This is a genomic window from Clostridium sp. YIM B02569 (assembly GCF_022320765.1).
Classification (GTDB): Bacteria; Bacillota; Clostridia; order Clostridiales; family Clostridiaceae; genus Clostridium; species Clostridium beijerinckii.
Map to the genome: position 1 here is coordinate 74,507 of NZ_JAKJJX010000027.1, position 16,011 is coordinate 90,517.

The following is a 16,011-nucleotide window of genomic DNA, read 5'->3' on the forward strand; positions in this document are numbered from 1 at the left end:
TAAATATATTTGTAACCACAAGAGTCATAATATGGAGAAAACATTTGAAAATGAGCTATCAATAATATTGCTTTATTCATTGGTGATTTCATTATAAACGAGAATTTTATAGTTATGTAAAGGACTATTTTTATGATATGCTGCTTGCGATGTGTATGCTTTACTTTATACCTTGATAATACTCTGATAAAAAACCAAAGTAAACACCAATTTCTTTAAACATTCATATTTTAGAACAAAACGCAAATATTCAATATATCTTTTTATAAATATTCCTTTTATTCTTAAAAATGTGCGTTTAATTCTTATAAAAATGCAAAAGCCATCCATTTCACTGGATGACTTTCTATAGAATTAATATAGCTTAAATAATTTTACTGCTGTTTTTGCAATTTTATATACAGGTGTTTCAAGCTCTCTGCTTGCATTCTTAAGTTCTTTTCGAATTTCTATGTGCTGTGGACAATGCTTTTCACATTTACCACATTCAACACATTGTGAAGCGCTGCTTGGATTTTTACGCACTGCAGTACACATTAGGTAATTATGCCTGCCTGACTTTTTATTCTCAGAATACATGAGATTGTACGAATGAAAAGTTCCTGGTATATCTACCCCCTTAGGACATGGCATACAATATCCACAACCTGTGCAGCCAACTTTAATATTTCTATTTAGCTCATTTTTAATCTGTTCTATTAAGTCAAAATCTTCTTTGGTGAATTCATCAACCTCCACATTACTTGCAATATCTATATTTTCCCGAAGCATTTCAAGGGAGTTCATTCCTGATAATACGCACGTAACCTCAGGCTGATTCCAAAGCCATCTAAATGCCCATTCTGCTGGAGTACGTTTCTTTGAATTTTCCTTTATTATGTTCTTAGCTTTTTCAGGTAATAAATTAACTAATCTTCCACCACGTAATGGCTCCATTATAATTACAGGAAGACCTTTTTTATTAGCAGCCTTTAATCCTCTTTTTCCTGCCTGGCTATGTTCATCTAAATAATTATATTGAATCTGGCAAAAGTCCCAATCATAAACCTCCAGTAACTGAAGAAAAGTTTCTGTATTTCCATGATAGGAAAAGCCAACATTACGAATTTGCCCATTTTGAACTTTCTCTTTTAACCAATCGTCTGCGCCTAATGCTTTTAATCTGTTCCAAGTCTGCACATCAGTAAGCATATGCATAAGGTAATAATCAACATAATCTGTTTGCAACCTTTTTAATTGTTCTTTAAAATATTTTTCTAAATCCTTCTTTGACTTAACCATAAAATGTGGGAGCTTTGTTGCAATAAATATTTTCTCTCTACATTTATTTCTTTTTAAAATTTCCCCAAGTGTAGCCTCACTACCTGGATAAACATAAGCCGTATCAAAGTAATTCACACCGTTATTTATCGCTTCCATAATTTCTTTTTCTGCTTTATCTATATCAATGCTGGCCCCTTTTCTAGTAAAACGCATACATCCATAACCTAATATTGATAGCTTATTTCCATTTTTATCTTCTCTATATTTCATTTTTGAAGATTCCTCCACAGAATCCATCATTATAATCACCTCATCAACAATTTATATAATATATGTATATTATAACAGATTGAACTTTTTGCCAATAGCAGATCTGATATTATTTCATTAAGAAGAATATGGTAATTCTGACTCTAAAATATGATTGATTGTTAATTAATTTTAGTCTAATATTGTTGTTACCGCTCAGTAAATTGCTTTAATGATAAATATATATTTGAAATCATAGTAAAGCAAATGCTGAGTTCAGATTAAGATGTAAAAATCTAATTACTATAAAATATAAATAAAAATTTCTAAGACAGGAGAATAGAAAATGAAAACTAAAAGAAACTATGGTTTTAATGACTATTTTGAGTTGTTTTTATATGCTCTTGCTGTAATTTGTTCTATCTATTTTCTTATTAGAGGGGATATGCAAAGAACACTTCAACCCATATTAATAATCCTAGTGTTAACTGTTATAAAAGCATTAATAAATAAAAGTAGAATTCCAATTTCGACTGGTTTAAGATTTTCTGTTTTAGCATTCATTTTTGTTACTATGTTTTTTGCTAATGAATTTAAAGGTTATTCATTTATACCTTACCTTGATAAAATAGAACATTTGTCATCAGGGGTTATACTCTTCTATATAGGTTCATTAATATTGGAGCTTATAAATAAAAATGAAACAAATAAACTTAATGTAAAAACAATTATCCTTTTTAGCCTTTTCTTTGCAATAGCTATGGCTGGAGTATGGGAAATTTACGAGTTTACAACTGATAGATTATTTGGTCTTAGAAGCCAAAATAATAGTCTAGTGGATACCATGGGGGACATTATCTGTGGAAGCATTGGAGCTCTATTTACTAGTATTTACACTTACAAAAATTTTAAAGTAAACTCTAAAGTTTCATCAGAAGTTATTGGTGATTCTGACAATTTATAAAATAGATTTGAATTATATATTTAAGATAAATAGTATATATTTGAACATTAAATTAAAGGCGTCTAGTAAATTTAGACGCCTTTAATTTTTTCTTATAGATTATTATTAATATTTTATTTTAAAAATATTATCTAAATTCTGTTGTTCCATCAGGATATTGTGCAAATCTTCCTTTTTCTCTTGGGTGAACAAAATCGTCACGTTCCCATGGCCAGCCCCCAAAACCAGTGCTCTTATAGTCTGCAAAAGCATCCATAATTTCTTTATCTGATGTCATAACAAAAGGTCCATAACTTACAACTGGCTCTCCAATAGGTTCTCCTTCTAAAAGCAGAATACAGCTTTCCTTAGCGCCATTTTCTATTTTTACAACTTCATCACCTGCAAGTTTTACACTATTATAAACATCAATATCAGTTCCTTCAATCCTCATTGTCTCTCCATCATAGAAATAAATAGTTCTATTTAATGTTGAAGATACCTTTTGAAGTTCTATACTTGCTTCAGGTTCCATACGTATAATACATATTCTTACATGATTATTATCTTTACTTGCCCATGAATTAGGCGAAGGTTCTAGGCTCTTAGTACCATTATAGGTACCCGAAATAATTTTTACAGTACTTGTTTTTCCATTATTGTCTTTTGAGTTTATAACGGGTATATCCTCTGCCCAAAGCATTTTATAATGTGGTTCAACGAATTTATCTTTCTTAGGCAGATTGAGCCAGATTTGAAATAATTCTAGTGGATTTTCCTTTTCAGTATTAACTAAAGGGAACATTTCTGTATGATTACAGCCTCTACCTGCAGTCAGCCACTGCACATCATTAGCTCCATAGCGTCCTGTAGCACCAGCTGAATCAGCATGATCAACATATCCATCTAGAACTATTGTGACTGTTTCAAACCCTCTGTGAGGATGCTGAGGGAATCCTGGAATGGTATCCCCATGATACATATTCCATCCATCAATTCCTCTAAAGTCGTTGCCAATAGTTCTCCCATACAAAGAAGCATCTGGTCCCATCTCACTATTACCCTTTGGATAAGCATCCTTATGATGTGCACAAAATATAAAAGGATCACTTGTCTGCCACTGTGAACTTAACTTGCTTATTTTAAGTATATTATTTTTTCCCATTTCGTAACCTCCCTTGATACTTTATATAATTTATAAATAATCTTTAATAATTCCCCTATAATATCAATCAAGTTAGAATTATCTAATTTTTAAAAAAATATTGATTAAATTTTCTCCATTTTATTATGTGTTACTTTTATAAATCCAATGAGATTTATAAAAGTAATTAATTGATAATGATTATTATTTATTAACAAAATTATAGCATAGCTTTCATGATTTGTATATTGCTTCTAATAATTTATTGCATTTTATTAATACGTAGTATATAAGAAAAATTTCTTTACTGTGTATATATTCTTTGCAAAGTCCGTAAGTCTATCTGAAATATTGAGCCATTTATATTTAATAAAATGAATTGAGAAAACTTTAACAATGAATTTCACGCTTTTTATGCAATATCGTAAATGAACAATATTACTATAGAATTATTTTATATTACATATTATTAATTTTTCCTTCTAAATTTTAATGAAATAGCGGTGAAACTCATATATTAGTATTTTTCAATACTAATATTATCTTATTAACTTATAAAGTAAAAAAAGGTTATTAAAGGTGATAAATAATTAACAAAATTGCTCGAAAAACGTTGATTAATTGTACTGTATCCTATATAATTATCTTTAAAGGATGGAAAAATAATCTTTTCTCCAAACTTTAAAATAATATTATGAAAGTGAGGGTATCATATTGAACCAGGTAAACGGAACGAAAGAATGGTCTAATCCTAGTCCCGCAGGCCTAGTTGCTTTAGCAGTAGCAAGTTTCTGCTTTTTTGCCTTATTATCAGGAAGAGTAACAAGCGGAGCCTTACCACTTCTTGGATGTTGGCTTATTGGAGGATTTGTAGTACAAGTTGTAGTTGCCTTAATTGATTTAAAAGGCGGTAATACTACTGGTGGAAACACATTTTTATTCTTTAGTGCATTTTTTATGTTAACGGGTGGAATTGAAATGCTCATTAAATTTAATGCGGTAACTAACGGAATTCCCCTAGATACGCGTATGGATGGTTGGGCATGGTTAGTACTTAGTATTTCACTTATTATGTGGACACCCGCATTCCTCAAAACACCATTAGTGTTGTCGCTAATCATTTTAGCTTTAGATCTATCTTCACTCTGTATTTCTCTAATTGATTTAGGAGTATTACCAAAGATTTTTTCAAATATACCTGCCTTTGGATTATTAATAGCAGGTATTTTAGGAATTTATCTTGCAGCTGCAATTATTGTTAATACCGCTTTTGGCAGACAAATCTACCCTTCACCAGGTCCAATTATTAAATAGATATCGTCACTTTAACTATACTACTCTATTTATCGAAAAAGTAAATGTATACATAGAACAAAATCTCAGGTTCAACAGTAGCCTGAGATTTTTTATGCGTCTACTTTTTCAAACATATGTGATAAAAATCTAGTATACGAATATATTTTATTTTTTCTTCTACTAAAACTTAACTTTCCAGTTATTAGGTTTCATAATCCAGACCTACAATGTTCACAAATTATCTAAAGATATAATTTACACGAAAATAAAACTATTTTTATTATACTTTTTAAAGACTTTTTGCCTTAATGGGAAGTTTCTATAGAATAAAAATAAAGACTAAAATCCTCCTATCTATAAATAATATTAGAGAACTTTAATCTTTATTGGTTTTTCTTCTTTAGAAGACATCTTATAGGTACACAAAGGATGCAAAGCTATAACAATATCTCAGTGCCCAATTAAAATTCAACTTACTTTAATGCATTTAAAGCAGCTTCGTAATTTGGTTCTGATGTTACTTCCTCGCAATATTCTACATGAGTAACCTTGTTATTTTCGTCAACTACAAATACTGCTCTTGTTAGCAGCCCTAATTCCTTAATGTAAGTTCCGAATTCCTTACCAAAGCTCCTATCCTTATAATCTGATAATGTTTGAACTGCATCAATGCCTTGATTTCCGCACCATCTTCCTTGTGCAAAAGGTAGATCCATTGATACTACATATATCTTTACATTGTTTAATTTTCCAGCTTCTTCATTAAATTTCCTTACTTCAAGATCACATACTGGTGTATCTATTGATGGAACACTTACATATGCTCTCTTTCCTGTAAAATCTTTTGAATTAACAGCATTTAAACCATTATCTGTTACTACGAAGTCTGGTGCAGTATCACCAACTTTAATTTCTCTTCCTTCTAATGTTACTTCATTTCCTTGAAATTTAACTTTCATAATTCATTCCTCCTAAATTATTAATATTATATTTTAACTATTTTCTTAGTGGTTTATCAAATATTTTTCTGCCCCATATATACTAACGGCTCCATCAGCAGCAGCTGTAAGTACTTGCCTAACTTCTTTTGTTCTAATATCTCCTATGGCAAATATACCATCTACATTTGTTTTACAGCTTTCATCTGCAATAATATAACCATTTTTATCCAAAGCTACTAAGTCTTTAACTAATTCTGATGATGGATCACTTCCAATTGCTACAAAAACACCATTAACTTCTAAATTATCTATCTTACCATCTTTATTATTTTTAATTTCTATACCACTTAATTTTTCTTCTCCATTAAGTTTTGTAACTCCACTATTCCAGATTATTTCTACATTATTTGTTTCAAATAACTTTTTTTGTGCAGATTTATTTGCTCTAAGTGAATCTCTTCTGACAATTACATATACTTTTTCAGCAATTCTTGAAAGATGAAGTGCATCTTCTACTGCTGTATCTCCACCACCTACAACAGCAACTACTTTTTTTCTAAAGAAGCCTCCGTCACAAGTAGCACAGTATGATACACCCTTACCTGTAAGTTCTTCTTCTCTATCAATTCCTAATTTTTTAGGCTTTGCACCCATTGATAAGATTATTACCTTACTTTCATAAGTATTCACACCAGTTATAACTTTTTTTATATCTCCATCAACTTTTATATCTATTACTTCTTCATATTTCATAATGCTTCCAAAATCTTTTGCATGTTCATACATAGTATTGGCAAGTTCTGAACCTGTTATGCTGCGAAAACCAGGATAATTTTCCACTTCATTTGTAGTAACTATCTGGCCACCTTCATATTGTTTTTCAAGCATTAATGCATCTAATCCGGCTCTACCTGCATATAATGCTGCTGTAAGGGCAGCTGGTCCTCCTCCAATTATAATAATATCTTTCATATTACCAACACCTCTCCTAATAATCATTTATATATTCTTTGATAATATACAATTTATAAAAATTTCAATAAGTTGTTCTAAATTAATAATTAAATTTTATAAAATTTAATTTTGTTATATTATATTTTATAATATTATATTAACTTTATTGATAAAATTAGTCAACTGTTTTCCAATAAAAAAATTTGATATTTATTAAAAAATTATTGTGTATAGATAACATAATCATAAACTATACTTAGACTATGAAATATCTTTCAATCAGAAATCATAAATATATTTTCATAGCTTTTTGGAACAAAAGTGTGTTATTCATTTCGGTGAGGCACACTTATAAATTCAGGTATTAGTTTAGTTATCTGTAATTCTTAGATATTTTCATTATTCTTATTCTGAGTTTAACCTCTTTATGTTTAAACACAAAAAATATATAATATATATATTGCAAAAATAATCCTTCATCATAATTCTAAAAATATTATAAGAATTTTATCCGTAATTGTGAATTGTGAAATGTGCATTGTGAATTGCAAAATATATAGCAAAACTATAGCCTAGGTCTATAAATATAACTCACCGAAATTAGTAATATAATTTTATGATAAGTATCTTAATAGTGTTTCGAATCAAAAATATTTATTACTTCAGTTGATTTAAACATAAGCCTAGTTTCAGATAGGAGAAAATAAGAATTATGAATTTTATTAATCATTTTAAAACTATAACTAACCATAAACTATTAGTTATGAAATATTGTTTTAAAGTAGGTTTATATAAACAAGGATTTCTTCATGATTTGTCAAAGTACTCATTAGTGGAGTTTTCAGCTGGGATAAAGTATTATAAGGGGTATGCAAGTCCTAATGGTGTTCAAAAAGCTGTTGAAGGATATTCATCAGCATGGCTACATCATAAAGGTAGGAATAAGCATCATTTCGAGTATTGGATTGATTATGGAGTAAATGAAGCAGAAGGTCTTAAAGGAATGAAAATGCCTGTTAATTATGTTGTAGAAATGTTTATAGACAGGGTTTGTGCTTCAAAAAATTATTTAAAAGAAAAGTATACTGATGAAAGTCCTCTTAGTTATTACGAAAACAGAAAACATTATTATATATTACATGAAGATGTACGTGCTCTTTTAGAAGATTTGCTTAATAAACTCGCCAATGAAGGAGAAGACAAAACTTTTACATATGTTAAAAACAACATTCTGAAAAATACAGAAAAATTTTATAGTAAAACACTCTAATTTATTTTAGTTTTCTTTGAGCTGCCACCCAATATGATTATAGCCTATTATAAGCTTGGATTTATAGAATGCAAATCCAGGCTTACGTTTAGATGTATTTTTCCAACCAGTTTGTGATAGCTTGGGATTGTTCCTCTGTATGAAAATCATGTTCACTTCCAATTGATACGGTTAAATCGCAATTAAATTTTTTTGAAAAATTATCTATAACCTCATGACTTTGCAAATTATCTTCTGATCCATAAATAATTGCAGTAGGTATATTCCATTTATTAATTGAGTGTTCTTTTACATAGCTGTAATAATCCCATGAAAGAGTTTCTATTGGTGTATATATTTCCTTTTTTGCTCTAAGTAGGTCCTCTGTAACATTGAACCATTTAAACATTTTGCATATAAGATGCTCCATATCAACAATTGGTGATTGAAATAAGCATTTCTTTATTGGAAGGTTCTTATATGCGTGCAAACTGAAATACGCGCCAAGACTGCACCCAAATAAGTTCATTTCTCTCCAATTTTTTTGTACATATGCTCCAATTTTTTCGAGATCATGTACTCCATTCCAAACATTGCATAGATAGTTTTTATCTTTCCTTTCACCATGTTCTGGGAGATCAAAACTAAGAACCTGATATCCTCTTTCTGATGCTATCTGTGAAAACTCATGTGCACTTTCTTTGCTAGACATTTTTCCATGAACAAATATATATATTTTATCTGAAGGTTCTCCCCATAAGATCGCTGGAATATTATCTATTTCTATTTTACTGGTGGTTTCCATAATGGCGCCTCCATAAATGTAGTTTCTTTTATATTAGGAAGAATATCATATATAGAGCAATTCATCTGCTTTTCAAAATAATCTTTCATTTCAAATGTTGCATTCCAACGTTCTACTGTAAATGGAAATGTTCCATAGCGTCTTGTAGTATTAACAAATCGCTTTTCTAACATACAAAATCCTTGAGCGTCAGCAAGTGAATCACAAAGAATTAATAATCTATCATAGTCATCATAGGTTAAATCATTAATATATTTTCTAACAAATTCACTTTCTTCATCACTCATATCATTTTGTCCTATTTCTTTATCAAAGTCAGGAACCGGAAATGAATGTGTCAAACAAATTCTTCCTACTTCATCCCAACCCTTTTCTAACATAAATTTATATCCATCAATGCCATGTCTTCCTGCGCTTATACCATATCTTCTACCTATATCATGAAGAAGTCCTAGCACATAAGCTTTGTCTGGATTAAGATTACTACATTTTTCAGCAATAATTTGTGCTGCTAATCCAACATTTATAGAATGCTCTGTCCATGGTCCTTGATTTAATTGTCCTGCTATTTCTAATTCTTTTTCAGCCACTTCTCTACTTGGAAACATATTATCCTCCTAAACGTATCATATAAATTCTAATTTATTATCCTGATTTCAGTTGCTTAAATCACTATTTAATACTCTATGAATATTATGTTTGTTTATAAGTAAATTATAGCATGTTTTGTAAATGTTATACTATTATGTTTTCTAGTAGTACATTTTTTATTTACTGCATCAAATATTAATTAGATCATCTATATTTATCGCTAAACACACCAAAAATAAATATTTCACCCTCTAAATTTTTAGATTATATTATTTCTCAAAAGCTTTTCAACATCTCTGAGCTCCGATGTTTCCTATAAATTGTTAACTTTTTTTATTCTTAACTTCTTTTCTTTTTTTCTTTTTTTCTTCTTAAATTCGTTCATTTTTAAATTGTAAAAAGTTTTATTTGAAACTATGTTCCTTTAAAAGAATGTTTAATGGAAGCTTTAAAAATTTCTTTATTTTTAACAAGGTTTAAATTATGATATACCATATAATTAAATCCCGGTCGTATTATATTTTTAAAGCTTAAATATAATAATATGCTAAGAAACAATATTCCAATTTCAATTAAGTTTCCGTCAGATACTAAGTATGCTATACGCAGCAAAGGAATAAATATTATTATATAAGCGACTATATGTATCGCTTTCCATACAGATCTTCTTTCATCTCGAAACTTAATGCTTACTAATCTATCTATATAGATTGTGCTTAGAATGGTAAATATAAAAATTATTATAAGATCATGTTATACCTCCATAACAAGAAAATATCACACTATTCATATATTGTTTTGAATAATGTGATATTAAAAACATATATCAACTTTTTAAGTTTTTGCACTAATATACTACATTTTACTATAATTGGTTTATTAATTACAAATATGTTTATTTTTTATATAGAATAACATTCAAAGTAGATTCTATTTACTAATTGGAAAGCAAACCTCAGTAACAAATTCTTCTGGACTTTTAACGCTTTGAGGTCCAGTCAAATAGATATCAAAGGGTGCTCCATTATATTTATAGCCATTATCTTCAATCCATTTTACAACTTTAGCATAAGCTTCTCCAAGCCTTGAATAAGGCCCAATAAAAGTTGTGGATGCAACCAGGCCTCCTGCAAGTTCTTTTATATTTTCATTTTTCTCTGTATTCACCCTGCTATTTACGGGAACACAAACTTCACAATCTGCATTTTCCACATCAAATTCCTGCTTATCATGATAAATTGTCATTACTGGCCCCGATGGCTTAAGATTCATCCTGAAGATGTCCTCAAATACCTTTCCTATAACACTACTTATATTGCTCATGCTTGTTATTGTTCTCCTGCTGATAACAATTAACGACTTTCTGTCCTTCAATTCAACTTTTAAATCCTTTTTAGCTTCCATAATACTACATCCTAACTCAATCTTCTTAATTTTTTGTTCAATAGAATTCTTAAGTTTCAAGCTGTTTTGAACTTCCTTATTAATCTCAGCAATTTTGTCCTGTAAAAACTTTTTAAGCAAGTCAGCATCTTCCTTATCCATAATGGCTTTAATTTCTTCTAACTTCAATCCATATTCTTTTAATTCAGATATAGAAAGAAGTTTTAAAACCTGTTCATATGCATAATATCTGTACTGAGTATCTCTGTCCACATACATAGGTTTCAACAGATTAATCTCATCATAATAACGAAGTGTCTTAGTTGAAACTCTCCCAATTTTAGAAAACTGTCCAATGGTGTACACAATTAATTCTCCTTCCTATCGACAATCATAGTATAAACCTTCCTGTTAAGGTTAAAGTCAAGAGGTAATTTTATTATTTATATTTTAATTTTATCTTACGAAAAAATATTGTCTTAATTCTTTATTTAATTCTACTAAGTTCATCTAAAAATGCTGGTTTCTTTCTATATAAAGCTATTAATTCATTAACTATTGGGATTTGACTTTGCTTTCCTGCAATCTTTTTATATTTTTTAATTATTCTGCATACATTTTTATAATGACTTCTATTTGTAGCACGACTTGCTTCAAACATTATGTATTTTTTATAAATTTCTATAACTTCATCTTTAAACTTACCAATTAAAATTTCTGCATAACTATCTCTACTTGTAGGATTCTCTATTACATATTCAATTAGTTCATCCAAATCATTTTCTTCTAATATTATCTGAAGAAAAATACTCTTAGCTTGATAACCATTATAATTTTTAAGTTCTTGCTTTAAATCATTATAGAAACCTGTTTCATTTTCTGTGATTTCTTTTAATTCTTTATAATATTCAAAACTGCCTTGAAGTAAAAGTTCTTTAGCTAAGTCTCTTTGTTCATACCTCATAGAAAATTCTTTGTATGCCGTATATCTTATTTTTTCCCATTTTAAAATTAATCCGGCAAATCTAATCTTTTCGCTATTTCTTCTATATGAACATTTTAAGTTTCACAACAACCTCCATAAGTTTTAGAAATAAAATACTTATGAATACATTATGTCACTAATAGAGCTATAATAATTCTAATCCTTTTAAGAAAATCTATTAATAACATAATAATAGTCTAGCTTTGCCTGCTTAGAGAAATTGAAACTTGTGTTATCTTAATACATCTATTTCAAATCCATATTCATGAAATGTAATGTTTGCGTCAATTGTTTCTTCATAGATTCCATCTACCTGCCTTAATCCATTTTTTAGGTATAAATTTATGGCTGGTTTATTTATATTAATAACAAAAAGTCTTAAATATTTAACGTTCATCTGCTTAGTTAGTGTAATGGCATGCTCAAGCATTATACTGCCAATTCCTTGTCTTGAATAATCAACATTAACTCCAAAACGTTCAATATATAATGCTTTAGAGTTGGGATTCTCCCATTTCACACAACTTTCTCCAGCATTTGATTCACATAATGCAAAGGAGCCAACTATATTATCATCTTTCTCAACTAGCAAATAAAGGCGATTATTTTCAATATCCTTGCTGAAAAACTCACACGGATATATTTCGTCCCAAATTGGTATGTTGTTTCTATTCATATTATCAATTATGTTTCCATACACAGCTTTAAGTCTGGGTAAATCATTTAAATTAGATAATCTTAAATTCATATCAATTCACCTCCAAATGACTATTTATAATGTTCAATATTAAATGCTTACAAATTCAGTATTCAAAGGTACATTTTCCATTCTGCCACCTAACTATAGAACAAAATTCAAATTTAAATTCCTGTTTTCCAGATTACTAAACTGAAATTTATATATTCGGACTATCTTTAAGCTTAACATAATATAAATTTAAGCCTAATCAAAAAACTTCCCTTTATAAAAATTCTCATTTTCAAATTTCTTAGCCGTCATTCTAAATATAACGCAGCCATCTGGACATACAACATCTTTGCTATACTTGCTATCTCCACCAATATTCTCTAAATCTCCACCACTTCTGACAGCCTCCATGATTGGGAACATAATCATCATTACTTTTGAACAGATACCTTGTCCATCCTCATTTACAGGACAACCATAGGTGCAAGTATACTTATCACCAACTTCCTCCCCGTTCCGACAATACCTTTCTGTGTGGTCACTTCGAAGAAATCCTGTCACCTCAATTTCCCATTCGTACTCTTCATCATACCATTTTTTCATAATTACCCTCCAAATTATAACTTATATGTTTGTTATTGCTTAACATTAATTTCCAATTTTTGAATCAGAGATATTAGCCCATTCTTTATTTACCTATATAATTAAACTTACTAAAACAACCAATACAATTTATCTTTTGATATTTTAAATCCAAGTTTCTTTTGTAAAGCTATTGATTTTTTATTTTCAACTTCAACTTGTGAAAATGGTACTAAACCATTCTCAAGTGTTTTGTTTACCATATGACTTTCAAGTATTGTTCCATATCCTAAACGTCTGTATTCAGGAAATATCTCTAATAGTCCTATGCTCCCTTCTAAATGATTTCCTATAAATCCTATGAGCACGTTATTCTTATATCCTCCAAATATATTCCTATTTTTTAACAGTTTTTCAATTTCATTATTAGATAATATATTATGACGTTTTAAGATAATTTCTATTTGATTCTGTTTTAATTGTCTTATTTCTATCTCTGATTTTATATCGATCTTTGCCTTATTAATATATACTGCTTGAAAACATTCAAGTTCTTCGTTTAACCCAAATTTACTTGATATATAATTTGTTATAAACTTTTGATGTACAACAATTAAATTGCACTTGGATATGCCATTTATTAGTTCTTGTCCTTTTTCAAAATTGTCTACAGATATCATATATGCATTACTTTCTTGCTCTTTTATCAGTACCCCATCTATTACAGCATACAAAATTTCTGCCGTATCTCTACGTATCGGCTCAATCATTCCCATATGTAACAAAGGATTTTTTATTAAATATTTAATTGCATCAGATTTCATACTTTTTACCCTTTAACTTTTTCGCTATTTCTTCTATATGAGTATTGTCAGTTCCACAGCAACCTCCTAAAATTTTAGGAACAAAATATTTATATAAATCCATCATGTCATCAGCAAGACTAACACTATCCGAAAATTTCAAATCAGTAGAATTATCTAATTCTTCTGGGGATAATGGCGAAGTGTTTGCTTGTATTCCATGAAATCTTTCTTTAACTAATTTTGTTTTATTGAAAGAATAAGATAAAGATTTTTTTAATATTACTGGATGAACACAGTTTACCATATAGCAAATCGGCTTTTTAATTGTAGCATTATCCATATGTAAAATTGCATCATTAATGGTAGTTCCATCTATTAGTCGCCCATCATCCCTAATCATAAAACTAATTATATATGGCAATTCCGTACTTTCCATAGCCTTTGCCATTCCAGTAGCTTCAGACAACGCAGGCATAATACCCGCAAATAGAAAATCTACTCCCGATTCTTTAAATAAATTTGCCTGCCATGAATGGAATTCCTGTGCGTCATCTATTGATAAGACATCACTAGCTTTATATGCATCTCCTTTACATCCCATTAAACCGCCTACAAACATATCTATTTTTGTATTACTCCTTATTTTTTGTAGGAATCTCACATTATCTTCTATTATTTTTTCAGTAAATTCAGATTCTAAGACACGATTTTTATTGGCTCTTCTTGTAGGTGTTGTTACAATAAAGGGAAATTCATATTTTTCAGCAGTTTTCAGATATTCTGTATAAATACTACACATGGCTTGTCTTGAATCAGAATCATAAACTAAACCAGCCATCCCAACCTTATCATCAAATATAATATTAAATTCTCTTTTTAATCTTTCTCCTAAAGCTCCCTCCATTAAAATAGATGAAGATTTATCAAAGCAAGTTTTAAAGTCCATATATACTCCTCTTTACATTTCAGCTTTTGAAATTTTTCACGCCATTGACTAGATATTTAACTTACGGCACTCATTAAATTTTATATATAACAATAGAATATCTTATATTAGGTCTACTACTGATTATATTTATTATATAAACACTGCTTATACACTTATTTTGATGCTAATGAAAAAATAACACCATATAAAACACATCCTAAAGGAAATAATATAAATATGCTTCCTAAAATTATTGAACCTATATTAAATGAAAAATTTAATGCACTGTCTTTTGTTTTAATCTGTTTCAAGTATATTTTATTCATTGCTATGCTTGTACCACCGATAATTATCAAGCCTGTTCCTATAAAACAAATAAGAGCAATGATAATTCCAATTATAGCTGCAAAGAATGGAAAGAAAATTATAAATCCCATTAGATCACCTCTCCTATAATTTATTTAAAATGAATACTCCTGCAATCAAATAACACAATGTTATCAAAATGCCGACCCACATATGTATAGCAGAAAGTAACCAATAACTAACTTTTATTTTTTTATTTGATGTATCAAAGCGTTTACTCATCTTCATCCCTTTATATCCTCTAATTATTGCAATAACAGCAAAAAATAAAGCGGCTATAAATGCTAAAATGATAAGTACATTTCCTAATTTTATCATTCCTTTCCCCCTTTTATCTAAATACTATGTTTAAATTTTGAATTAACTTAGCATAACACTTTTCCTAATTTACCCAATTAAAAAATTTGAATTCATAATTTTATTTTTTATGATTTAAAGATTATTCCCATTACCACTTTGAATTTAAAATTCCTTCTAAAATTACTATATCACAATGATTCTTTCCATATAGTACAAGTTCAAATATTAATTCACCTACTTTTTGATTGGATCCATCTTTTGCAAATGGGACGTCCCTTCTAACAACATCTTGCGAAATTAGCATTGTGTCTTGTCCAAATTTTCTCTGCAAAGCTTTTCCTGTAGTAGTCTTACCACTTCCAGAATTGCCTCTTAGAATTATTAACTTCGCCAATCTTTACCACTCCATCACCCAGTGTATTTCTGTTTTGAGTTAATCAAGCCACTGCCCACATCTAACTAATTATACTATAATAGTGCAAAAATGCTTGAATAATTTTACAACTGAATAAAATAAAAAAACATTTATGATAAATCC

At 29.2% G+C, this 16,011-nt stretch carries 18 protein-coding genes; 3 read left to right on the forward strand and 15 right to left on the reverse strand.

Annotation, left to right across the window (positions count from 1 at the left end; genetic code table 11):
• Positions 1 to 354: 354 nt before the first annotated feature.
• Positions 355 to 1,563: an aldo/keto reductase gene (locus L3B96_RS21500; RefSeq protein WP_238948525.1), complete on the reverse strand. Its 1,209-nt coding sequence runs from the start codon at positions 1,561 to 1,563 to the stop codon at positions 355 to 357.
• 295 nt (positions 1,564 to 1,858) lie between these two features.
• Here L3B96_RS21500 and L3B96_RS21505 point away from each other — a divergent pair, with 295 nt between their 5' ends.
• The gene (locus L3B96_RS21505; RefSeq protein ID WP_238948526.1) at positions 1,859 to 2,476 is read left to right on the forward strand and encodes a hypothetical protein; all 618 of its coding nucleotides are present in this window, start codon (positions 1,859 to 1,861) and stop codon (positions 2,474 to 2,476) included.
• Positions 2,477 to 2,603: 127 nt separating this feature from the next.
• On the opposite strand, the gene L3B96_RS21510 is transcribed toward L3B96_RS21505, so the two are convergent.
• The gene (locus tag L3B96_RS21510; RefSeq protein WP_238948527.1) at positions 2,604 to 3,620 is read right to left on the reverse strand and encodes a pirin family protein; all 1,017 of its coding nucleotides are present in this window, start codon (positions 3,618 to 3,620) and stop codon (positions 2,604 to 2,606) included.
• A gap of 693 nt (positions 3,621 to 4,313) precedes the next feature.
• Between L3B96_RS21510 and L3B96_RS21515 the strand changes: the two genes are divergently transcribed.
• Positions 4,314 to 4,913, forward strand: a complete 600-nt coding sequence (locus L3B96_RS21515) for a hypothetical protein (RefSeq protein WP_238948528.1) — start codon at positions 4,314 to 4,316, stop codon at positions 4,911 to 4,913.
• Between the two features lie 455 nt (positions 4,914 to 5,368).
• On the opposite strand, the gene tpx is transcribed toward L3B96_RS21515, so the two are convergent.
• The gene (gene tpx / locus L3B96_RS21520) at positions 5,369 to 5,854 is read right to left on the reverse strand and encodes a thiol peroxidase (protein WP_012058888.1); all 486 of its coding nucleotides are present in this window, start codon (positions 5,852 to 5,854) and stop codon (positions 5,369 to 5,371) included.
• 45 nt (positions 5,855 to 5,899) lie between these two features.
• Positions 5,900 to 6,808 (reverse strand): thioredoxin-disulfide reductase, encoded by a 909-nt coding sequence (gene trxB, locus L3B96_RS21525; protein WP_077306975.1) that lies wholly within the window; start codon positions 6,806 to 6,808, stop codon positions 5,900 to 5,902.
• A gap of 694 nt (positions 6,809 to 7,502) precedes the next feature.
• On the opposite strand from trxB, the gene L3B96_RS21530 reads away from it, so the two are divergent.
• Entirely contained in the window at positions 7,503 to 8,060 is a 558-nt protein-coding gene (locus L3B96_RS21530) for a DUF5662 family protein (RefSeq protein WP_238899131.1), read from the forward strand.
• A gap of 88 nt (positions 8,061 to 8,148) precedes the next feature.
• Here the strand turns inward: L3B96_RS21530 and L3B96_RS21535 are convergent, their stop codons facing one another.
• The 11 genes from L3B96_RS21535 to L3B96_RS21585 form a co-directional block, all read right to left on the reverse strand.
• Positions 8,149 to 8,844, reverse strand: coding sequence for an alpha/beta hydrolase (locus tag L3B96_RS21535; RefSeq protein ID WP_238948529.1), 696 nt, complete (start codon positions 8,842 to 8,844; stop codon positions 8,149 to 8,151).
• Complete coding sequence (locus L3B96_RS21540) at positions 8,823 to 9,452, reverse strand: HD domain-containing protein (protein WP_238948530.1); 630 nt, start codon at positions 9,450 to 9,452, stop codon at positions 8,823 to 8,825. The genes L3B96_RS21535 and L3B96_RS21540 overlap by 22 nt, the downstream gene beginning before the upstream one ends.
• A 913-nt stretch (positions 9,453 to 10,365) precedes the next feature.
• Positions 10,366 to 11,184 carry a MerR family transcriptional regulator gene (locus tag L3B96_RS27500; protein ID WP_238948531.1) on the reverse strand — a complete coding sequence of 273 codons (819 nt, stop codon included), beginning with the start codon at positions 11,182 to 11,184 and terminating at the stop codon, positions 10,366 to 10,368.
• Positions 11,185 to 11,305: 121 nt separating this feature from the next.
• Positions 11,306 to 11,782 (reverse strand): hypothetical protein, encoded by a 477-nt coding sequence (locus L3B96_RS21550; protein WP_017210562.1) that lies wholly within the window; start codon positions 11,780 to 11,782, stop codon positions 11,306 to 11,308.
• A 253-nt stretch (positions 11,783 to 12,035) separates the two neighbouring features.
• Positions 12,036 to 12,551, reverse strand: a complete 516-nt coding sequence (locus tag L3B96_RS21555; RefSeq protein ID WP_023975620.1) for a GNAT family N-acetyltransferase — start codon at positions 12,549 to 12,551, stop codon at positions 12,036 to 12,038.
• Between the two features lie 195 nt (positions 12,552 to 12,746).
• Positions 12,747 to 13,094 carry a TIGR04076 family protein gene (locus tag L3B96_RS21560; protein WP_077854412.1) on the reverse strand — a complete coding sequence of 116 codons (348 nt, stop codon included), beginning with the start codon at positions 13,092 to 13,094 and terminating at the stop codon, positions 12,747 to 12,749.
• A 110-nt stretch (positions 13,095 to 13,204) separates the two neighbouring features.
• Complete coding sequence (locus L3B96_RS21565) at positions 13,205 to 13,897, reverse strand: GNAT family N-acetyltransferase (protein ID WP_238948532.1); 693 nt, start codon at positions 13,895 to 13,897, stop codon at positions 13,205 to 13,207.
• Entirely contained in the window at positions 13,887 to 14,825 is a 939-nt protein-coding gene (locus tag L3B96_RS21570; protein WP_238948533.1) for a homocysteine S-methyltransferase family protein, read from the reverse strand. The genes L3B96_RS21565 and L3B96_RS21570 overlap by 11 nt, the downstream gene beginning before the upstream one ends.
• A gap of 155 nt (positions 14,826 to 14,980) precedes the next feature.
• A complete protein-coding gene (locus L3B96_RS21575; protein ID WP_238948534.1) occupies positions 14,981 to 15,244 on the reverse strand; it encodes a hypothetical protein in 264 nt (87 codons plus the stop codon).
• 13 nt (positions 15,245 to 15,257) lie between these two features.
• Positions 15,258 to 15,491 (reverse strand): hypothetical protein, encoded by a 234-nt coding sequence (locus tag L3B96_RS21580; protein ID WP_238948535.1) that lies wholly within the window; start codon positions 15,489 to 15,491, stop codon positions 15,258 to 15,260.
• Between the two features lie 130 nt (positions 15,492 to 15,621).
• Positions 15,622 to 15,867 (reverse strand): zeta toxin family protein, encoded by a 246-nt coding sequence (locus tag L3B96_RS21585; protein WP_238948536.1) that lies wholly within the window; start codon positions 15,865 to 15,867, stop codon positions 15,622 to 15,624.
• Positions 15,868 to 16,011: the final 144 nt, after the last annotated feature.